This is a genomic window from Symbiobacterium turbinis (genome assembly GCF_055383075.1).
Window position 1 is genome coordinate 2,082,349 of record NZ_AP042433.1, and the last position, 19,819, is coordinate 2,102,167.

Genomic DNA, 19,819 nt, shown 5'->3' on the forward strand with positions numbered 1-19,819 from the left:
TGCGGAAGGGAATCCTTCTGACAGGATCGCCTATCTTCAGGGAGAGGAGGCAACCGCATGCCCTCGTACCGTCTAGCCCAGCTTACAGACCAGCAGTTCCGGCAGATCGAGGCCCTCGAGAACAACCTCGGCCTGACGCTGATCGCCTGGGAGCCGGTACCGGGTTCCGAGTCCGGGCCCACCAGCAGCACAGCCGGTCAGACGCAGTCCTTCACAGGGGCCACCGGGGATTCCTTCCGGAACCAGCGGTAACCCATTTGGCGCCGCCAGCACGCCCGTGCGCGCAAAACCCTCCTCCCGTTGCGGAGGAGGGCGATTTTTTGGGTGCAGGGAACCGTCACCCGGTACGCACAGCAGAGCGGCTTCCACCGGGTGATTACAGCGACGCAGGAGGCCAACGCGGCCATGCGCGCGGTGAACCGCCGCCTCGACTTTGCGGTGGCATATAACCACCTGCGCCTGGAGCTCCGCCCTGGGCACTCCCTCCACCTGACGGACGTATGATGGGCTGAGCGCGGCCCCTTTCACCAGCCGCCTCCCGCATCCATAGACTGTGTGGGAGAGGAGGTGCACCGCTTTGCATTACGGTGGCTTTGGCAAGATCCCGGCTTTCTCTCCGTTTATTGGCGCGCAGGCCGGCGCCGACGACCTGTTCATCGCCCCGGGCGCAGCCGCGTACCCGGCCGCGAACGCGACGGTCTACCGCGTCTACGAGTACGCCGTTCCGGTGACGACCGTCGCGACCGTTCCCTCCGCGTACCCAACCACTGCCGGCATCCCGGGAATCGCAGCCTACCCGGCGGGCAAGGGCTTCGGCATCTAGACCTCCTGCGCCGCACAGCAGCGAGACGAGCGGGGCTCCCGTCAGGGAGGACCCGCTCGCTCTGCATCTTGGATCATCTCAGGCCAGGCCCTGGGCCCCGCCCATCTCAGGCCAGGGGCTCGGGCCGCCGACGCCGCCCCTCGAACCGCACGGTGTGGGTGAAACCGGTCCGCAGGGCGAGGTCACGGGCCTGCTCAAAGCCCCAGCCCACCTCGCCCGGCGCGTGGGCGTCCGACGAGATGACCAGGGGCACCCCCCGGTCACAGCAGGCCTTCAGCAGGGCCGGTGCGGGGTAGGGCTCGCCCACCGGCTTGCGCAGCCCGGCGGTCGACAGCTCGATGGCCGCGCCGGCCCCGGCGATGGCGTCCGCCAGTGCCGCGTAGGCCTGGCTCAGATCCTTATCGGGGCGGTGGCCGAACTTCTTGATCAGGTCGATATGGGCTAGAATGTCAAACAGGCCGCTCTCGGCCGCCATCCGCTCCAGGGCGAAGAACCGGTCGTACAGCTCGCCGATATCCCACTCGGCATAGCGGTGCACCAGATCCGGGTGGTCAAAGTTCCAGTCGCCCAGGAAGTGGACCGAACCGATGACGTAGTCCCAGGGGTACGGCTCCAGCAGCCTGACCAGCGCCTCCTCATGCCCCGGGATGAAATCGGCTTCGATCCCGAGCCGGATGGGAATCTCGGGGTAGCGCTCCCTGAGGCGCAGAACGTCGGACACGTACGCCTCCATCTCCCCCATGGACATGGCCCCGGTGGGATCGCGCTGCTCCTCCGGCAGCCAGTACATGGGCACGTGCTCCGAAAAGCCGATCTCGGCCAGGCCCCGGGCAATGGCGGTCTCGACGTACTCCTCCATGGTGCCCACGGCATGGCCGCAGCGCACCGTGTGCATGTGGTAATCCGCGAGCCGGTTCAACACGGCGGACTCTCCCTCCTCCCGCCGTGGTGTTCGCCTCCGGCGCCGCGGTCTCCTTCCGGCCCGAAGTTTTCATCACACGGCTTCCGATAAGGGCCGAGATGCGCTAGGATGGAGGGAGAATGAGATCCAGTAGGGGGCTTCATATTGATCAAACTGAAGTCGCAGCGGGAGATTGCGATTATGCGGGATGCGGGCCGCATCGTGGCCGAGTGCCACGCCGCCCTGGCGGAGAAGATCGAGCCCGGCATCACCACGCGGGAGCTGGACGAGTTCGTCGAACAGTTCCTGCTCCGGCACAACGCCACACCGAGCTTCAAGGGATACAACGGCTTCCCGGCGTCCATCTGCGCGTCGGTCGACGACGTCATCTGCCACGGATTCCCCAGCCGGAAGCGGCTGAAGGCCGGCCAGGTGGTCACCATCGACATCGGCGCGTACTACAAGGGGTACCACGGCGACTCGGCGTGGACGTACGCGGTGGGTGAGGTCTCGCCCTCGGTCCAGGAGCTGATGAGGGTGACCGAGGAGGCGCTGTACGCCGCGATTGCGGTCGCGCTGCCGGGGAACCGCATGGGCGACATCGGGCATGCGATCCAGAGCCTGGCCGAGAGCCACGGCTTCGGCGTGGTCCGCGACTACATCGGCCACGGTGTGGGCCAGGACCTGCACGAGCCCCCGGAGGTGCCCCACTACGGCCAGCCGGACACGGGCCTCGTGCTGCGATCGGGTATGACCATCGCCATCGAGCCGATGATCACCCTGGGGGACTGGCGGGCGAAGCTGGACCCCGACGGCTGGACGGCCCGGACGGTGGACGGTTCGATCTGCGTGCAGTATGAGCACACCATCGCGATCACGGACGATGGGCCGGAGATTCTGACGAAGTTGTAATACATGGGAGGCCCGCAGGCGCTGATCACCTGCGGGCCTTTTCTTCCGCCGGCGCACCGGGCGCCGGTGGGTTCTCTTGTCAAGCCCTCCGCCATGAGAGGTCAATGTGTAGATCGTTCAAGGGACCAGGGCCGGGTGCCGTTCGGTATTCTTGCTGCCCCTGTCCTTCTCAAGGAGTCGGTTGACTTGCCGGAACAGATCGCCCCGCTCGGAGCCTGCCGCCCCGGCACGGATGACCTGTTTCACAACGTGGAGTTCGTTGGATTTTCCGTACCGGAACTCCCTCCGGGCGCGCTCGATCAGACGCTCACTCTTCGTCACCATGGCGCGCCACCTCCTCTGTGGAGTATTTTACCAGAAGTTCGACTTGACGTAAAACGGCTGTGTATCGTGCCAATACGTGCAGCAGGTTGATGTCGTCGTTGGAGAAGGCATCGGGGGGAACCGCGTCGACCTGCAAGATTCCGAGAGTCTTTCCCCGGGCACGAATCGGGACGCACACGAATGAGCGGTATGTATGCGTGCTGTGCGGGTTCCGCTGGAAATGGCGGTCTTTCTCGGTGTCCCGGCAGTAGTACAGCTCTCCCGAGCTGAAAACCCTGCCGGGGATCGAGTTGCCGTCGAACTTCAAGTTCTGCCGGGCCGAGGCCGAGAAGTGGAGCGACCACGTGAGTCCCAGCGGGGGCGTTCCGCCCTGTCCTTCCGGAAAGAGAATCGCGACACGGTGGTAGCCCGGTGACCGCAGGACCTGCGTCGCGCCGGCCAGGACGGCGTTGTAGAGTTTCGTGATCTGCCCGCTGGTGGAGTCGGGGCGGTCACCCAGATCGGCGATCAGGTCGGCCAGCTCGGCGTTGAAGAAGCTGAACAGGGGGACGAGAGCCGACAGCGCAACGGCTTCCTGGTTGACCTTCTCCAGGAGGGTGCGCAGGCGCTGGTCTCGCCTGGTCTTGACGACGCCCCAGAAGAACTCGCTCTGCTCAGACCGGAGGATCTGCACGAAGGAGAGAACCGTGTAGCCCATCACGATGCCCGCAACAAAGGTGAGGATCACGACAACCGGAATCGTGGCCAGCGAACTGAGGAACAGGTCCTTCATCGCATCCTCGACAGGTTGGATCATCCGCTCTGCCGCCCCCGTGAGGTGGATCTACCGTATCGTCTATATTATCATAAGAATCGGACAGAGACTAACGGAGATTGGCAGCCGCCGTAGCCCGGGCTGTGGGCGGGCCGTGGCCGCGGGGATTGGCCTGGGCGGCGCAGCCACAGGCGCCATTCTGCTCGGCCTCGGTACCGTGATTGACCGGCTGGATCTCCTTACAGGCCAAACCCGCCAGCGTGTGGTAGAGCCCGAACCGCCACCCGTCGTGGCCGTGACCTGCCCGTCCTGCGGGGAACGGCAGGACGCCCCGGCGGACAAGCCGCACTACGACTGCGCGAGGTGCGGTGCGCCGGTCATCCGCGATTGGGTACAGCTCGATCGAGAAATATGAGCCGCCCCAGGCTGACAGCACTTGCGGGCGCGGGGAACATCCCCGTGCCCGCTCGCTTATTCCTGCTCAGGAAGCCGGCCAGGATTGATCTCCGGCTCCACGCCGGGCGGCAGCCGCTCCCCCGTCCTGGGGTCGTACCGAGTGCGGCGACGACCCTTGGTCCGGCTCAGGGCGTCCTTCCATGGTCAGTCACAGCCTGCTCGGATTCTCCGGCGCATATGCGCATGCGGGGGCATCGTTGAGGGGAACGAATGTGCAGTTTGTCCAGGAGCTTGTGTCACAGGCATTTCCATCCGGACAGCGCCGGCGAAACAGCCCTGGGGGGGCTGGCGGGTGGCTCACTTTCGCTGATCACAGTGGTTCACGATCCCTTGCACGAACGGGTCTGCATCGGTTTGAACCTCCTCCTGCACGATAGGATGCCATCTACAGAAACAATTGCGAGCAATGCCATTGAGAGATGAATTGTGTTAAATCCGCGACACATTACTCGGGTTGGGATCGTCCAAATGAATGGATCTTGGAAGCAGGTCCTCTATGTGAACAAGCAGTTGTGCCTATGTCTGGTCTTGTGCATGGGGCTTCTTCTTTCCGGTTGCGCAAGGACAGAGCCGGTTGACAGTCGGGCTACGTTCGCTCCGCTTCCCTAACGGACACTCGACCGGCCTGCACTGCCTAAGCAGGAGGAGGTGAGGACGTTGCCACAGGATGCCAGGACTCTCGGAAGTCTCGCGGTTCAGCTGGCCTCTGAGGGCCGTTGGCGGGAGGCCCTGCAGGCAGCCCATGCATGCCTGCGCATGGCCGAACCTGACAGCGTCCTCTACCTCTGGGCCCTGCACATGCTGGCATGTACCTACGTGGATGCGGGGCTACCGCGCCGAGCTCGGCCCTACGCTCGTGCCTATCTGCGCCAGGCGGCCGCCCACCCGCAGCTGGAACCCTACACGCCATATGTCGTTCGTGCTATGGGCCACATTGCCTACCAGGAGCGCCGTTTCCATGATGCGTTCCGGTGGTTCAGGAAGGCACATACGCTCTTCTGCCGTCTGGAGAACTCCGTCCAGGCTGTGGTCACGAGCCACAACATGGCTTGGGCCCTGATACGGGCTGGGCGCCCACAAAGGGCCCGGGCGGTTCTGTCGCCTCGGGAAGCCTTCCCTGTAGAGTTGGCTTACCTGTTCGATGGCGCAATGGCCGGCGTTCTGATTGCAGAGGGCCGGCTCAACGATGCCATCCAGTTCGGTCGTGCAGCCTTATCAGCTCCCGGCCGCCGGACCCATGACTTCGTAGACGCAGCAGAGGTAGCTCTGCTCTTGGCCAGCGCTTACCAGCGCCTCCAACAGGACGGGGCTGCCTCGGCTCTAATCAGCTACGCCGCAGGTTTTGCAGCCCTCCAAGAGTGGGAACTTCTCGACATCCTGCTCCTGAGTGAACGGGCAGGAGGAGGTGATCCTCCTGAACGTGCGGCGTCTTCTCGTGGCAGCGCTAATCTGCTTCACCGCGGCTGCTTCACTACTGGCGTTGCCTAGCCAGGTAAGTGCATGCAACGGCGGTAACGGCAACGGCGGACCGCCTCCAAGCGAGTCCGGCTGCTAGATTAGCCACCGTCCAAACGCCAAAGGCCGGGGGGCTCGCACACCCCCGGCCCAGGCGGGACGGCACCACGAGGAGCCGCCCTGGCGAAGTATCCCGACTGCGCATCTAGATACTATCACCCTTCGTCGGGGCCTCCCACAAAGGAGGTCTCAAACCGTGACCCAGAAAGCGTCCGAATCCACCGCTGAGGAGAGAGAGCAGTTTCTCCTTGCCTTCGCTTTGAAGTTCGCGGAATTAAGCCTTAAGGATCGAATTGCCGTGGCTTTGGCGGTAGCGGACCGTTTCATAGCCAAAGGGGATCTGGACTTGGCCAGAAGGTGGGTCGCCTGGGCCTTGGAAATGGAGCGGGAACTGAAGGCGGGAAGCATGCCACCACCCTCAAGGCGGCCGGCGGAATCAGACCGCGGATCAAACTGCGGTTCCTGATGCCACGTTTACCCGGTCCGCTCTACGTGTTTCGTAGAGCAAGGCGCCAACTCTACGAAATTCGTGTACTTGGAGGTGGGGGTATCAGTCTAACTGAACCCCCTCCTCTACCATTTTCTCGGCTATGGGAAATTGGTTCAACGCAGGATGTCGGGGAAGCCGACACCATTCAACGGCAGATCCGCGCGGTCCCAGGAGGGACGCGAGGCCGCCGGCCTACCCCGCATCCGCTTCGACGATCTGCGCCACTCCTGCGCCACCTTCCTGGCCTTCGAAGGCGTCTCGGATACGGTGATGCAGAAGGTCCCGGGTCACTCGACCGTCACGATCACGAAGAGTTTGTATGTCCACGTGCTGGAAAGACAAAAAGAAAAAGCCGCCCAGAAGGTCGATGCCTTCTTCCAGGCGGCCAACAGAGAGGACCGGTGAAGGGCCCGCAGACACCGAAACCGGTCGGGGCGCAAGCCCCGGCCTAAACATTTGTGGCCGGTTCCCCGCACGTTCCCCACATTCAGGGTGTTGTGTGGGGAGCCAATCCCGCCAACCCTTGTGACAGTTGGTGGTCGCTGAGGGACTCGAACCCCCGACCCCATGCGTGTAAAGCACGTGCTCTACCAACTGAGCTAAGCGACCGATATGCAAGCAAGAGGTATTTTAGCATGCCGCCGGAACGGTGTCCAGTGCCGCAAAGTGCCATGAGGCCCGCACAGCAACCCTGCGCAGCCAAAGCGCACACACGCATCCCGCCCCCTCATCCCTCTCCCACCTCCACCCACAGCCGATCCATCCCCACACCCCGCACCGCCGTGCCCGCGACCGTCCATGCCGTCGGCGCGCCCCCGTCCGCAGCCGCCGACTCACAGGCCTCCTGCCGCACAGGCAGCACGATGTTGGAAAGCCCGTCGGCCTTCCGCACCAGACAACGCAGGCCACCCACACAGGGCACCGCATCCAGCACCCAGCGCGCCGGCTCCCCCAGCGCGTGCCACTGGCCAGAGGCCGCCATCCGGGGAAGCCGCACCTCCACGCCACCATCCGGGCCGCCATGCGCCAGCCGCCTGACCAGCAGCTCGGCCTGAGCCCCCAAGCCGGCCAGGCTCACCTGCGCATCCATGCCGCCGGGCAGTTCCAGCCGGGCTGCCGCAGGGCCTGAGCCCGCTGCCGCAGCCCCGGCGCCCCCCGCACCGTAGGGCTCCCCGCGCACCTCCAGCACAGCCCGGCCACCGGCGCGGCGGATGCGGGCCTGCAAGGCCGTCCAGGGTCCCGCCAGCCCGTGGTCCGGCCGAACCTCCCGCCACGGATCCGCCGGCGCAGGCGGCTCCCCCCGGGGAAACAGCGGCTCGTCCACCTCCGCCGTCGCCACCGCCTGCCCTACCACCTGCGCCATCCGGTACCAGGCGCCGCCGATCTCCCGGTGCACCGGCCGCAGGGCGGTCAGTCCGACCCCCAGCAGCAGAAAGGCCCACTCGTCCGCGCCTGCTCCCACCCGGTTCACCCGCTCCACCTGCGCCACCGGCTTCAGCCTGTCCCCCTCGCTGAGCCCGGGGATCTCCATCAGGGCGCTGAAGGGCACCTCCCGGGATGTCCAGCGACCCCTGCCGGACCGGTCCGCCCAGGCGACGTCCAGCTCCACGGCGCCGGAGACCAGGGCCAGCCCATCGCGGATGACCTCTGCATCGAGCCGGGCGACCGCGGCGTCCACCCGGCGCACCGCCGCCGGATCCCTCAGCGCCGCTCCGGAAGCACCCCCGTCGTCGCGGCCGGGCTCCCCCTGGCACACCACCGCCACGTGCAGCCAGCCCTCCACCGCGCCGCCCGGACCCACCCTCACGTCGAGCCCCTCCACCGCCGCGCGGGCGCGCCAGCGCAGGTGGAGGTTCAGGTCAACGGCCAGCCGCCGGCAGAAGGAGACGACCCGCACCAGCCGGTCCGCCGGCGTCTCCAGGACCACCACGGCACGGCCGCGCAGCAGCAGGACCCCGGGCCGGACGGACGGAACGCAGAACAGCTCAACCCGCACGCCCGCCACCGCCTCGACGCCCCAGGCCGTAAGCCGGAAGGGCAGGCGGAAGCGGTCCGTGAGCCGCTCCCGCCCGGCCCGCATGGGTACGGCCCCAAGCGAGAGCAGCAGGGCGTCTCCATCAGACTGGCAACCCGCCAGCCGCAACCGCCGGCCCGGCGGCAGGTCGGTGTGGAGCCAGCCCCGGTGCACCCCCACAGGTCCCGACGCGGGGCCGTACCGCGCCACCACCCGCACCCGCCCCCCGAGGCCGGCCGCCGCCGCAGGGGAGGCAGGACGGACCGGGCTCAGCGATACCTGCAGGGCCGCTGCGGGCCTGTCCAGGCGTGCGCGGTAGAAGAGCACCTGTCCCACCTCAGGCCACCTATACGACTGAGCGCCTGGCCCTAGAACTGCCTTTCCGCCGCAACGCCCCTATCCTGCCAACCGCACTTGCGCCCCAGCGCTGGCCGCCAGAACCGCGTTCGCCCCACTGCATTTCATCATTCCTCCTGAAGAGGAAAAAGAAGGAAGTCAGTAGAATTACTCTCCATCCGAAACCCGACGATCGAGGTGAACGGGATGGAGCCGTTCGCAGAACACCTCTTTCAGCGCCTGGCGGAGGGGCTCCTGCTGGCCGAGTGCCCCCGGCTGGAGGAGGCCTACGTCCTCTCCCTCTACGTGGATTTCGACGACGGCCCCCACCGCATGAAGCTCTGGCTCTACTACAACACCCCCTGGCACCTGCGGCAGGCCATCAGCCAGGGCGAGGCGCCCGGCGAGGCCCGGTGGTACTTTGCCCTGTGGGAGCCGGAGTTCATCACCGCCGTGGGCCTTTCCGCTCAGGAGTGCGACCGGCTGGCCGACGTCCGCACCCACCGGATGCTGGCCCGCTGGCTCGCCCGGAAGGGGCTCTACCGCAGCCCGGGCGAGATCGCCGCCCTGCTGGAGGACCCGGGCCTGTACGACGCCTGGGAGAGCGCCGCCCGACAGGCGCTGATGGAGCTGGTGGTCCGGGTGGCCCGGCGGCTGCACGACGCCGGGGTGATCCTGAGCCGGTTCGGCCGGGTGATTCCGCTCCTGGTGCACCAGTGGGAATACGACCACTGGTGCCTGGAGGCCACCCGCAGGGTCAACCCGCCCGGGCTCGTTGCCGAGTTCGAGCGCTGGTGGTGGCTGGAGTGGTCCTGCGGCTGAGCGCGCGGAGGGAGGCGCCCCACTGCGGGGTGCCTCCCTCCTTCCGCCCCCGGCGCCAGGACTGCTGTACAGCCCACCCGGCGCCCTGGCCCCGGTGAGCGGGGCCGGGCCTCAGCCGGCGGCCAGCGGCAGACCGCTCAGGGGCGCCTGTGCGATGCGGATGGGGTGCTCCTGGCTGCCGATGACGCAGAGCAGAATCACCGTGCGCTGCAGCAGCCGCCTGAAGACCGGGCGCCCCTCGTCGTCGTCGCAGTCGTCGCCGTGGGGGCCCACCCAAACCTTGTCGAGCAGGTCGAAGCCCACGTGCTCCACCACCGGGGTGACGGAGATCTCGTCGCCGGGGCTCACCCCGGGCAGGTCGACGAAGGTGGTGAACGGGATGTCCTCGCCCTGGTGGCGCACGATGTCGTCCTCGCCGACGAAGAAGATCTGCTTGTGGAGCGTGCCGGTGATGATCACCTTGTTGGGGATGACCTCCACGGCCACGTCCTCCACCCGGGCCTGGATCTCCTGGATCTTCTGTGCCGGCTTGTTGAGGTCGGCCACGTTCTCCACCAGCACCTGCCGCTCGCCGGTGGCGATGACCCGGGAGGCCATCACCTGCGGGCCGGTGGGGTCCTCGGCGACGTTGAGCTCGCAGGTGCGGGTAACCTTGATGAACAGCGAGAGCACCACCCGCTGCCTGAGCTCCACGCCGTCTGAGAGCACTTTGTCAACCCGGACGATCTGCGCCTGCAGGGTGACGTTGTCGCCCGGCTCGGCGCCGCAGACGTCGGCGATGCCCGAGAAGGGGATGCGCTCCTCCTGGAAGAGCTCGACATCCTCGTCCGAGATGTAGAAGATATTCTTCACCAGGGTACCCTGGAACATCACCTGGTCGCTGGTGGCCTCAGCCTTCACATCCTCCAGCATAACCTGGAGGTCACGGATCTTGATGGCCCGCCGGTCCAGCTCCACGCAGTTCTCGATGGTGACCGCCTTCGTGGCCTCGCCCACCACGCATTCCGCCTTGACCAGCGGCCCCCGGGGGTTCAGGCGCACGTTGACCTGGCAGTCCTCCGAGACCCTGACGACGAACTGGACGATCACCCGCTGTACAACTTCCTGACCCCACTCCAGGTTAAAGCTCACCTTGGCGATGTTCGCCTTGACCTCCGCAATGTCGCCCGCCTTCGCCCCCGGGCAGTTCACGAAGGTGGTGAACGGCACGTCCTCAGGAACGTGATGTACATGGTGATCCTCGCCGACAAAGAAGATCTGCTTGTGGACCACGCCCGAGATGCAGACCTGGTCGTCGATCACGTCGGCTTCCAGGTCGACGATGCGGGCCTGGATCTCGGCGATCTTCTTCGCCTTGCGCGGCAGCTTGAAACGCGACTCGATGCAGGCCTCGCCGGTATTCTCGCACACCAGACACTGAAGCTTCAGAAGCTGGGTGCTGAGCAAGTCGGCCACGCTCGACTTCCCCCTTCCATAGCGTTGACCCCAGGGGCGGCGCCGCGAAGGGAAGCTATGTGGCGGACCGCACTCGGGGGTGGAATGGCGGGAACGCGCCCGCCTCCTGCTGGTTATGATATGAACCCTCGCGGCAACCGGTGCGAACGGCCGCGAAAAAGCGCCCGCGCCGCCCTGCATGCCCGGGTCCTCCGGCAAGCAGACTGTGTATGAGGCGCCCGCCCTACCTCTGCCTGGTGCACACTTTATGCCAAAGAGCCTCTAGGAATCTTTATCGTTTCCCGCTATGATTGAGAACGGACGAACAAAGTTCTTGTCGGTGGGTAAGGAGTGTGACTATGTCGGTTCGAACATGGGGAATCGTCGGCACCGGCGCCAGCGGCCGCGGCATCGCGCAGCTGGTGGCCACGCAGGGCCTGGAAGTGATCATGCTTGGGCAGTCGCCCGAGGATCTGGAGCAGGCCCGCCGGCAGATTGAGCTTTCGCTGCAGCACGAGATCGAGCGTTGGGCGCTCACCGAGTCCGAGAAGCGGGCGATCCTGGCCCGCATCAGCATGACCACCGATATGACGGAGATGTCCAAGGCGGACTTCGTCATCGCCACGCTGGTGGTGGACATCGAGGAGGACAAGGAGATCTTCCGCACGCTGGACCAGGTCTGCCGGCGCGAGGTCATCCTGGCCTCCAACACCTCGACCCTCTCCATCACCGAGATGGCGTCGGCCACCAACCGGCCCGACCGCGTCATCGGCTGCCACTTCCTGCAGCCGATCCCCCGCACCAAGGTGGTGCAGGTGGTGCGCGGCCTGAAGACCAGCGACGAGACCGTCGCCGAGGTCATGGCGCTCATGGAGCGGCTCGGCCGCACCGGCGTGGAGGTCTTCGAGTCGCCGGGTTACATCACCACCCGGCTCATCGTGCCGCTCATCAACGAAGCCTGCCAGGTGCTGATGGAGGGCGTCGCCTCGGCCGAGGACATCGACACCGCCATGCGCCTGGGCTTCGAGATGCCCCGGGGCCCCCTGGAGATCGCAGACCGCATCGGTCTGGACACGGTGTTGGTCATGGCCGAGCGGCTCTGGCGCGAGTACGGCGACATGAAGTACCGGCCGGCCCCCATCCTGAAGAAGCTGGTGCGCGCCGGTAACCTGGGCGTGGAGACCGGCGAGGGCTTCTTCAAGTACGACGCCGACGGCGACCGGATCAAGAACGGGGGGGCTGTCCGATGAAAATCCTGGTGCTCAACTGCGGCTCGTCATCGATCAAGTACCAGCTGCTGGACATGGAGACCGAGTCCGTCCTGGCCATCGGCAAGGTCGAGCGGGTCGGCATGGAGGACGCGATCTTCGAGTACAAGGGCAGCGGCGAGAAGATCAAGGAGATCGGCACCATCCTCGACCACACCGCCGGCGTGCGCAAGGTGCTGAAGGCGCTGACGGACCCCGCCCACGGCGTCATCAAGGCGCCTGAGGAGATCGCGGCGGTGGGCCACCGGGTGGTCCACGGCGGCGAGGCCTTCGTGCAGTCGGTGATCATCGACGACGAGGTGAAGCGCACCCTGCGGGACCTCTTCGACCTGGCCCCGCTGCACAACCCGGCCAACCTCACGGGCATCCTGGCGGCCGAGGCCGCCCTGCCCCACGCCCCCGGCGTCGCGGTCTTCGACACCGCCTTCCACGCCACCATGCCCCGCAAGGCGTTCCTGTACGCCCTGCCGTACGTCATGTACAAGCGGCACAAGGTGCGCCGCTACGGCTTCCACGGCACCTCCCACAAGTACGTGTCGCAGCGGGCCGCGGCCATGCTGGGCCGGCCGCTGGAGGAGGTCAACATCATCACCTGCCACCTGGGCAACGGCTCCTCCGTCGCGGCCGTGCAGGGCGGCAAGTCGGTGGACACCTCCATGGGCTTCACGCCGCTTGCGGGCCTGATCATGGGCACCCGCTCCGGCGACCTCGATCCCGGCGTCATTCCCTACATCATGGCCCGGGAGGAGATCGGCATCTCCGAGGTCAACTCCATGCTCAACAAGCACAGCGGCATGCTGGGCATCTCCGGCATCTCCAGCGACATGCGGCAGATCGAGGAGGAGATGGAGAAGGGCGACCAGCGGGCCATCGAGACCTTCGAGATGATGGAGTACCGGCTGCGCAAGTACATCGGCGCCTACACCGCGGCCCTGGGCCGGGTGGACGCCATCGTGTTCACCGGCGGCATCGGCGAGAACTCCCCGATCTTCCGCAAGGCGGTCTGCGAAAACCTGGGCTTCCTGGGCGTCACGTTCGACGAGGAGGCCAACAACTGCCGGGGCGAGGAGAAGATCATCTCCGGGCCCGACTCGAAGGTGGCGGTCATGGTCATCCCCACCAACGAGGAGCTGATGATCGCCCGGGAGACGGCGGAGCTGGTGGCAGCGGCCAAGTAGCGCCCGTCAGGCAGCGATGCCCTGCCAGGCAACCCGGCAACATACATTCCGGCGGTGCACCTCGGTGCACCGCCTTTCCTCATGCCTTCACACCCAGGTTCAGCAGCACCGGCCCGGGAAACACGCATCTCGTTCAGACGCATGGGAAAAGGCCAGGGTGTGCGCCCTGGCCTCCATGATCTCGATTTAGCCACTACCGGTTAAAGAACCCGTGTATCCACAGCCGCAGCGAGTCCCAGAGCCGCTTGAACAGGCCGCCCTGCGCCACGTCCTCGGCGGCCACCAGGTCCAGCCGGGCGACCTCCTGGCCGTCCGCGGCGAAGATCACCTCGCCCAGCTTCTGCCCCTTCGCCACCGGGGCGGTGACCGACTCCTCCTGGCGCACCGAGGCCGTCAGCGACGTCTCCAGCCCCTTCTCCAGCACCAGGGTCGGCGCGCCGCCGGCGGGTTCCAGGGTGAGCTCGTTGGCGGCGCCCTTCCAGACCCGCACCGGCTTCAGCTCGGGCATCTGCGGCTTCACGGTGACGAAGTTGTTGAAGCCCCAGCTCAGGAGCGCCGCCCCTTCCGCCTCCCGCTTGGCCGAGCCCTCGGGAATCGAATCGGCCTGGATGCCCAGCAGCACACCGATCAAACGCATGCCGCCGCGCTGGGCGGTCACCGCCAGGTTGAAGCCGGCCTCGTCCACGAAGCCGGTCTTCAGGCCGTCCACGCCCTCGTAGGTCCAGAGCAGGCCGTTGCGGTTCTCCTGCGTAATCGGCACGTGCGCCTCCGGCGAGGTCACGGCCTTGCGGGCCTCCGAAAGGTTCTCATATTGAGGATAGGCATAGGATTTCTGGCTGTGCAGCGTCTCCAGCGACTCCGGGTGAAGCTGAATGTACAGCCGGGCAAACTCAGCGAACTCGCCGGCCGTCACCTGGTTCTCGGGCGAGAGGCCGTGCGGGTCGACGAAGCGGAACGTCTTGAACCCCAGGGCCTGCGCCTCGGCGTTCATCATCTCCACGAAGGAGCCGACCGTGCCGCCGATATGCTCCGCCAGAGCCACCGCGGCGTCGTTGCCCGACAGGATGGCGATGCCCTTCATGAGCTCGCCCACCGTCACGTTGTCGCCGGGCTCCAGGAACATCAGCGACGAGTCGGGGAAGTTGGCCGCCCAGGCGTTCTCGCTCACCTGCACCGGATCGTCGGGGCTCAGCTGGCCCGCCTCGATCCGCTTGAAGGCCAGGTGGAGCGTCATCAGCTTGGTCAGCGAGGCCGGGGAGATGACCTCATCCGGGTTCTTCTCGTACAGCACCTGGCCCGTGGCAAAGTCCAGCAGCACCGCGGCCCGCGCCTCCAGGTCCAGGGCGGGTGCTGCCTGCGCGGGTGCGGTGAGCGTTCCGGTCAGCAGCACGGCCAGCAGGGCCACCAGCGCGATGGCCCATGCCGGGCGAAGTCGCTTGCGATCCAACAATGGGCACCCTCCTAGTGCGAGACTCGCGAAGCAGCGGTCTCGCCGGCCCCTGCGTGTCGCCAGACCCCCTCGCCAGTGGTATTCTCCTCACCCATCGCCAGCGCCCGCAGCACCCCGGGCCCCGCCGCGGCGATTGCCGCCGGCACCACGTGGGCGGGCAGCCCCGCGTCCGCCAGGCGCCGGTGGAGCTCGTCGCGCGCCTCGGCCAGCACCTCGGAGACCGCGCGCACCGCAGCCTCCACGGTCCGCTCGTCGCCCTGCACCACCGGGCCCATGTCGGCCAGCAGCCCGGCCAGCAGGTCGGCCTCGGCAGGCTCGACCTTGTCGAGGACGACGACGCCCGGCGCGCCCAGCTCCAGCTCCCGGGGATGGCCGATGACCTTGGCGGCGGCCACGCGCAGCCCGTCATCCTCCAGATCCGCCGTCGGCAGGTCGGCGGCCATGTTGACCACCAGGCCGTCGGCCGAGAGGTGCGGCCGGATGTCCGCCACCGTCTGCGCCACCTCGGGGGTAGGCACGGCCAGGAAGACCACCCGGCAGCCGCGCACGGCGCTGACCTGGTCAGAGGCGACGCCGCCGACCTCATCGGCCAGGGCAACCGCGGACGCCTTCGGGCGCCCAATGATCACCTTGCGGGCGGAGGTGGGAATGCGATGCGCCAGAATCGACGCCAGCGGTCCGGCGCCGATGATCGCGATCTTGTCGTTCACCGCGCTGCCTCCTCGCAGAATGGGTACAAGACACTTAAAGTCTGCCCATCCTTTCCCGGAGGCAACCGCAGCGCCGCGCGAGGACGCGGTCGGGTGAGGAGCCGTCTGACCTGTGGGTCGGCGTCCGCAACGGACCGGACAGACAGCACACCTGCTTCAACGGCTATCATTATACACGAGTAAGACGACCGCAGGTGCAGGGAGGTCGCGGAAAACGGGAGCGGACGCGGCCGCTCCCGCCGATTCCCATCCAGACCGGCGCCCGGGTCCTACAGGTAGATGGCCCGGTGCACCCAGCCCTCCTCCAGCGGCACCTCATCCACCAGCCGGCGGACCAGGTCGGGCCCGTACTTCACCAGGTACGGGAAGATGCTGAAGGCCCGCTCCTGCAGCCCCTGGGGCGTGATGTTGGCCCGCAGCCGGTCGAACTGCCTGAGGGACGTCTCGCAGTTCTTCCGGTGCTGCTGCCTCGCCTTCTCCTCCAGCCGGTTGATCTGGTGCTCGATCTGCCGCCGGTTCTCTTCCACCATCTGGCTGAGCCCCGGGTCCAGCTGCAACACCAGGCCGGCCAGGTCGGCATGCCGACGGGCGAACTCTGCCCGGAAGGCCGCAAACGCCCCCGCGATCCCCAGCCGGTCCTCCCGCTCCAGCAGTTCCTGCTTGCGCTCTTCCAGCCTGTGGAAGACATCGTCCAGCGTGAGCCCCTGCTTCTGCAGGATGCGGGCGATGGGCGGCTCCACCAGGGTGAACCCCTCCCGCGGCACCACGATGGGCATCTGCTGGCCCATCGCCCGGTATACGTCGCGCAGGAGGCCGAAGTAGCTGATCTCGCCCGGCCCGCCCACGTAGAACAGGTCGGGCAGGAGGAACGACTGAATCACCGGCCTGAGCACTACATTGGTGGAGAACCGCTCCGGGCTCTGCCACGCCAGCTCCACCAGCTCAGCCCGGCTCCAGGAGAGTTCAGGATTGCCCCGCACCCAGACCCGGTCCCTCTCCCCCACCAGGGGCAGCCGGTCGCCGTCCATATAGATGAAGAGGTTGAGGCTGTCGGCCGACTGTTCGACCGTACACGCAAACCCCAGCTGCCGCTCCCAGCGGGCCATGCCCGCGCTGCAGGCCGCCTGCACCTCCGCCTGCCGCTCCAGGGCGCGGGCGAAGAACGGGGCCTCAATGCGCCTGAGGGCCGGGTCGGCCGAGTTGAGGAACACCAGGCCGGTGCCCCGGAAGAGCCAGGCCATGAGCCGGCCGAACCAGTCGGCCAGCGACGGCGCGCCGCCTGTGACCGCCGGCTCGAGCGCGGGTCCCGCAGCCGCCGCCTCCCGGAGGCGCGCCATGACCTCCTCCTTGAACTCGGTGTCCGGCATCAGCGCCGCAAACTCGTCGATCACGTCGGCCACGGAGGGCGGCATCGGCGCCAGGGCGACCGAGCGCCGCTCGCCGTCGAACCGCTCGGCCAGGGCGAGCCTGCGGACCTCGGCCCCCGCGGGCACCATCACCCAGCTCACCTCTTGCCAGTCGTGGTCCTCGCCGGCGATCCAGAACACGGGCACGACCGGCCTTCCCAGCCGCTCGCTCTGCTGCCGGGCCAGCCGGATGGTGGTCATGGCCTTGTAGATGCTGTAGGCCGGGCCGGTGAGAATCCCGGCCTGCTGGCCGGTCACCGCCGCCAGGGTGCCCGGCTGCCCCAGAAGCCGGGCACCCTCCAGCGCCGCCTCGTCGGCGCCCAGGGCCCGGTTGTACCGCTCCAGGGCCGCGGCCACCGCGGCCCGGTCGCCTGTGTATCCGCCGCCAATCAGGTGCGCGGCCCGCCGTTCAAAGCTCTCCTGCCGGCTCCAGTCATACTCGTACGCAGGCGCCACGCGCGCCCAGTCGCTCAGGTACGCCGAGACGGCGCCGCCAGTGCTCAGGGCGATGCCCGGCACCCGTTCGATCTGCATCAGTCTATCACCATAATCTTCCCGGGATGCTCCGTCACCGCCTCGCCAATGAGGGCGGCGGTCAGCGTCCCGTGTGCTGTGAGGGCCGCGGCCAGCTCGTCTGCCCGCTCCGCCTCCACGGCGATCAGGAGACCGCCGGAGGTAACCGCGTCGCAGAGCACCAGCCGCTGGAGTTCAGGCACCGACTCGGCGAACTCCACGTGCCCCTCGCCGGTCAGGAACCGGAAGTTGGCCTTGGAGCCGCCGGGGAAGGCGCCCTGTTCCGCATAGTCGTAGGTGGAGGCCAGCACCGGCACAGCCCCGGCCGAGATCCGGATGCCCACGCCACTGGTGCGGGCCATCTCGGAGGCGTGGCCGAGGAGGCCGAAGCCGGTGATATCCGTCATGCCGCGGACGTCGAAGGGGGCCAGCACATCCACGACGTTGTTCAGCTTCGCCATCACCTGCGTCACTTCATCAATGTCTGCCGGCCGTGCGAGACCCCGCTTGATGGCCGTGGTGACGACGCCGACCCCAATGGGCTTGGTGAGGATCAGCCGGTCGCCCGGCCGCACGCCGGCCTTGGCCCCCACCCGGTCCGGATGGACCAGCCCCGTTACCGCCAGCCCGTAGGTGGGCTCGGGGCCGTCGATGGAGTGGCCGCCGATGAGCACCGCACCGGCCTCGGCCACCTTCTCGGCGCCGCCCCGCAGGATCTCGGCGAGGATGCGCTTATCCAGTTTGCTGACGGGGAAGCTGACCAGGTTGAGCGCCGTGATCGGCCGGCCGCCCATCGCGTAGATGTCGGAGAGGCTGTTGGCCGCTGCGATGGCGCCGAACCAGTACGGGTCGTCGACGATGGGCGTGAAGAAGTCCGCCGTCTGCACCAGGGCCAGGTCGTCGGTGATGCGGTAGACCCCGGCGTCATCCGGCGTGTCGAGCCCGACGATGACGTCGGCGTGAGGAAGCGAGGGAGGTAGGTGCCGGAGCACCTCGGATAGGTCCGCCGGACCTATCTTGCACCCTCAGCCGGACTTGGCGGTGTACTGGGTCAGCCGGACTGCGTCTTCAGGACCGGAGAGCCTCATCGCGTTCACCTCCTCAGCAAGTTAGACGATGGCAGACCTGAGGGCAGATACCACCAGATCGAACTCGTCGTCCCAGAGCGTGCGGGGGTCGAGCAGGAGCAGCCCCGCCTGAATGCGCACCATCACCGGCGGATCGCAGCCCCTGAGCCGCTCCTCCGCCTCCTGCGGCGCAGGATGCGGGACCGCCACCAGCCGCGTGGGCAGATCCACCCCGGGCAGGGCGCCGCCCCCGGCCCGGGAGACGCCGTCGATCACCTCGCACGCGATGCCGGCGGCCCGCAGCTTCCCGGCCAGGGCCTCGGCCCGGGGGGCGATCTGCTCCCGGGAGGCCGTCAGCATGCGCACCGCCGGGATCCGCTCCGCGGCCCGCTCCGGCTCCAGGTAGAGCTTCAGCGTGGCCTCGATGCCCGCGAGCGTCAGCTTGTCCACCCGCACGGCCCGGGTCAGCGGGTGGCGCCGACACTGCTCCACCAGCTCCCGCCGCCCGACGATGAAGCCGCCCTGGGGCGCCCCGAGCAGCTTGTCCCCCGAGAAGGTGACCAGGTCGGCGCCATCCGCGATGAGCTCCGGCATGGTCGCCTCGTGGGGCAGGCCGAAGCGGGAGAGGTCCAGCATGACCCCCGAGCCCCAGTCCACCAGGCAGGGCAGCCCGTGCCGGTGGGCAATCTCCGCGAGCTCGGCCACCGAGACCTCGGCGGTGAACCCCTCCAGCCGGAAGTTGGACCGGTGCACCTTCAGCAGCGCCCCGGTCTCCGGCCCGATGGCCTGCTCGTAGTCCCGGGGGTGGGTCTTGTTGGTGGTGCCCACCTCCACCAGCCGGGCGCCGCCCTGCTTCATCACGTCCGGCACCCGGAAGGAGCCGCCGATCTCCACCAGCTCGCCCCGGGAGACCACGACCTCCTTGCCCGCGGCCAGGGCCGAGAGCATCAGCAGGACCGCGGCGGCGTTGTTGTTCACCACCAGGGCAGCCTCGGCGCCGGTGAGCTCGGCCAGGAGCCCCTCCACGTGGGCGTAGCGGGAGCCCCGCTCGCCGGTGGAGAGATCCAGCTCCAGGTTGTTGTAGCGCCCGGCGATCTGGGCGATGGCCGCCACCGCCTCCTCCGCCAGGGGCGCCCGGCCCATGTTGGTGTGAATCACCACGCCGGTCGCGTTGATCACCCGGCGCAGCCGGGGCCGGAGCCGGCGCGTGAGCAGCGCCGCGGCCTGGGCGGCCAGCCCTTCGGGGGAGCGGTCCAGGGCGGCCAGCTCCTCCTCGCTGACAGCGGCTGCGATCCTGCGGCGCAGGGCGTCCAGCGCTTCGCCCACCGCATCCACCACCAGCGGACGGGCGCGCTCGGCGAGCAGCCGCCGCCCCGCGGGCGTATCCAGAATCTCGTTGACCGGCGGGATCGCTCTGAGCGCCGCCTGCTGCCACGATTTCATATT

The 19,819-nt window shown here is 67.6% G+C and carries 19 protein-coding genes and 1 tRNA gene; 9 read left to right on the forward strand and 11 right to left on the reverse strand.

What is annotated here, in order from left to right; translation table 11 throughout:
• Window positions 1-57: 57 nt before the first annotated feature.
• The 3 genes from ACZ45O_RS09940 (at window position 58) to ACZ45O_RS09950 (ending at window position 823) form a co-directional block, all read left to right on the forward strand.
• Window positions 58-252 (forward strand): hypothetical protein, encoded by a 195-nt coding sequence (locus tag ACZ45O_RS09940; protein ID WP_464852658.1) that lies wholly within the window; start codon window positions 58-60, stop codon window positions 250-252.
• A gap of 72 nt (window positions 253-324) precedes the next feature.
• The gene (locus tag ACZ45O_RS09945) at window positions 325-504 is read left to right on the forward strand and encodes a hypothetical protein (RefSeq protein ID WP_464852659.1); all 180 of its coding nucleotides are present in this window, start codon (window positions 325-327) and stop codon (window positions 502-504) included.
• Window positions 505-577: 73 nt separating this feature from the next.
• The gene (locus tag ACZ45O_RS09950; protein ID WP_011196695.1) at window positions 578-823 is read left to right on the forward strand and encodes a hypothetical protein; all 246 of its coding nucleotides are present in this window, start codon (window positions 578-580) and stop codon (window positions 821-823) included.
• A gap of 106 nt (window positions 824-929) precedes the next feature.
• On the opposite strand, the gene ACZ45O_RS09955 is transcribed toward ACZ45O_RS09950, so the two are convergent.
• Window positions 930-1,745 carry a histidinol-phosphatase HisJ family protein gene (locus tag ACZ45O_RS09955; RefSeq protein WP_464852661.1) on the reverse strand — a complete coding sequence of 272 codons (816 nt, stop codon included), beginning with the start codon at window positions 1,743-1,745 and terminating at the stop codon, window positions 930-932.
• A 144-nt stretch (window positions 1,746-1,889) separates the two neighbouring features.
• On the opposite strand from ACZ45O_RS09955, the gene map reads away from it, so the two are divergent.
• Window positions 1,890-2,636, forward strand: a complete 747-nt coding sequence (map, locus tag ACZ45O_RS09960; protein WP_464852663.1) for a type I methionyl aminopeptidase — start codon at window positions 1,890-1,892, stop codon at window positions 2,634-2,636.
• Window positions 2,637-2,753: 117 nt separating this feature from the next.
• Here map and ACZ45O_RS09965 read toward each other — a convergent pair whose 3' ends face one another.
• Both ACZ45O_RS09965 and ACZ45O_RS09970 read right to left on the reverse strand, forming a co-directional pair.
• The gene (locus ACZ45O_RS09965) at window positions 2,754-2,960 is read right to left on the reverse strand and encodes a hypothetical protein (protein WP_464852665.1); all 207 of its coding nucleotides are present in this window, start codon (window positions 2,958-2,960) and stop codon (window positions 2,754-2,756) included.
• A complete protein-coding gene (locus ACZ45O_RS09970; protein ID WP_464852667.1) occupies window positions 2,944-3,732 on the reverse strand; it encodes a GAF domain-containing protein in 789 nt (262 codons plus the stop codon). The genes ACZ45O_RS09965 and ACZ45O_RS09970 overlap by 17 nt, the downstream gene beginning before the upstream one ends.
• A gap of 2,149 nt (window positions 3,733-5,881) precedes the next feature.
• On the opposite strand from ACZ45O_RS09970, the gene ACZ45O_RS09975 reads away from it, so the two are divergent.
• Both ACZ45O_RS09975 and ACZ45O_RS09980 read left to right on the forward strand, forming a co-directional pair.
• Window positions 5,882-6,151, forward strand: a complete 270-nt coding sequence (locus ACZ45O_RS09975) for a hypothetical protein (protein WP_464852669.1) — start codon at window positions 5,882-5,884, stop codon at window positions 6,149-6,151.
• A 147-nt stretch (window positions 6,152-6,298) separates the two neighbouring features.
• Complete coding sequence (locus ACZ45O_RS09980) at window positions 6,299-6,580, forward strand: tyrosine-type recombinase/integrase (RefSeq protein WP_464852670.1); 282 nt, start codon at window positions 6,299-6,301, stop codon at window positions 6,578-6,580.
• Window positions 6,581-6,708: 128 nt separating this feature from the next.
• On the opposite strand, the gene ACZ45O_RS09985 is transcribed toward ACZ45O_RS09980, so the two are convergent.
• Together ACZ45O_RS09985 and ACZ45O_RS09990 are read right to left on the reverse strand one after the other, a co-directional pair.
• A tRNA-Val gene (locus ACZ45O_RS09985) sits at window positions 6,709-6,784 on the reverse strand.
• 118 nt (window positions 6,785-6,902) lie between these two features.
• Window positions 6,903-8,525: a DUF3794 domain-containing protein gene (locus ACZ45O_RS09990; protein ID WP_464852671.1), complete on the reverse strand. Its 1,623-nt coding sequence runs from the start codon at window positions 8,523-8,525 to the stop codon at window positions 6,903-6,905.
• 207 nt (window positions 8,526-8,732) lie between these two features.
• Between ACZ45O_RS09990 and ACZ45O_RS09995 the strand changes: the two genes are divergently transcribed.
• Window positions 8,733-9,347 carry a hypothetical protein gene (locus tag ACZ45O_RS09995; RefSeq protein ID WP_464852673.1) on the forward strand — a complete coding sequence of 205 codons (615 nt, stop codon included), beginning with the start codon at window positions 8,733-8,735 and terminating at the stop codon, window positions 9,345-9,347.
• Window positions 9,348-9,458: 111 nt separating this feature from the next.
• Here ACZ45O_RS09995 and ACZ45O_RS10000 read toward each other — a convergent pair whose 3' ends face one another.
• Window positions 9,459-10,802, reverse strand: a complete 1,344-nt coding sequence (locus ACZ45O_RS10000) for a DUF3794 domain-containing protein (protein WP_464852675.1) — start codon at window positions 10,800-10,802, stop codon at window positions 9,459-9,461.
• A 338-nt stretch (window positions 10,803-11,140) separates the two neighbouring features.
• On the opposite strand from ACZ45O_RS10000, the gene ACZ45O_RS10005 reads away from it, so the two are divergent.
• The gene (locus ACZ45O_RS10005; protein WP_464852677.1) at window positions 11,141-12,031 is read left to right on the forward strand and encodes a 3-hydroxyacyl-CoA dehydrogenase family protein; all 891 of its coding nucleotides are present in this window, start codon (window positions 11,141-11,143) and stop codon (window positions 12,029-12,031) included.
• Window positions 12,028-13,227, forward strand: coding sequence for an acetate/propionate family kinase (locus tag ACZ45O_RS10010; RefSeq protein WP_464852679.1), 1,200 nt, complete (start codon window positions 12,028-12,030; stop codon window positions 13,225-13,227). Before ACZ45O_RS10005 ends, ACZ45O_RS10010 begins: the two co-directional genes overlap by 4 nt.
• Before the next feature lie 193 nt (window positions 13,228-13,420).
• Here ACZ45O_RS10010 and ACZ45O_RS10015 read toward each other — a convergent pair whose 3' ends face one another.
• The 5 genes from ACZ45O_RS10015 to selA all read right to left on the reverse strand — a co-directional run bounded on the left by ACZ45O_RS10015 (window position 13,421) and on the right by selA (window position 19,816).
• On the reverse strand, window positions 13,421-14,674 hold the full coding sequence (locus ACZ45O_RS10015) for a D-alanyl-D-alanine carboxypeptidase family protein (protein WP_464852681.1): 1,254 nt from the start codon (window positions 14,672-14,674) through the stop codon (window positions 13,421-13,423).
• Between the two features lie 14 nt (window positions 14,675-14,688).
• On the reverse strand, window positions 14,689-15,387 hold the full coding sequence (locus tag ACZ45O_RS10020; RefSeq protein WP_464852683.1) for a pyrroline-5-carboxylate reductase family protein: 699 nt from the start codon (window positions 15,385-15,387) through the stop codon (window positions 14,689-14,691).
• Window positions 15,388-15,656: 269 nt separating this feature from the next.
• Complete coding sequence (bshC, locus tag ACZ45O_RS10025) at window positions 15,657-17,327, reverse strand: bacillithiol biosynthesis cysteine-adding enzyme BshC (RefSeq protein ID WP_464852684.1); 1,671 nt, start codon at window positions 17,325-17,327, stop codon at window positions 15,657-15,659.
• Window positions 17,327-18,394, reverse strand: coding sequence for a selenide, water dikinase SelD (gene selD, locus ACZ45O_RS10030; RefSeq protein ID WP_464852685.1), 1,068 nt, complete (start codon window positions 18,392-18,394; stop codon window positions 17,327-17,329). Before selD ends, bshC begins: the two co-directional genes overlap by 1 nt.
• Before the next feature lie 21 nt (window positions 18,395-18,415).
• A complete protein-coding gene (selA, locus tag ACZ45O_RS10035; protein WP_464852687.1) occupies window positions 18,416-19,816 on the reverse strand; it encodes an L-seryl-tRNA(Sec) selenium transferase in 1,401 nt (466 codons plus the stop codon).
• Window positions 19,817-19,819 lie beyond the last annotated feature (3 nt).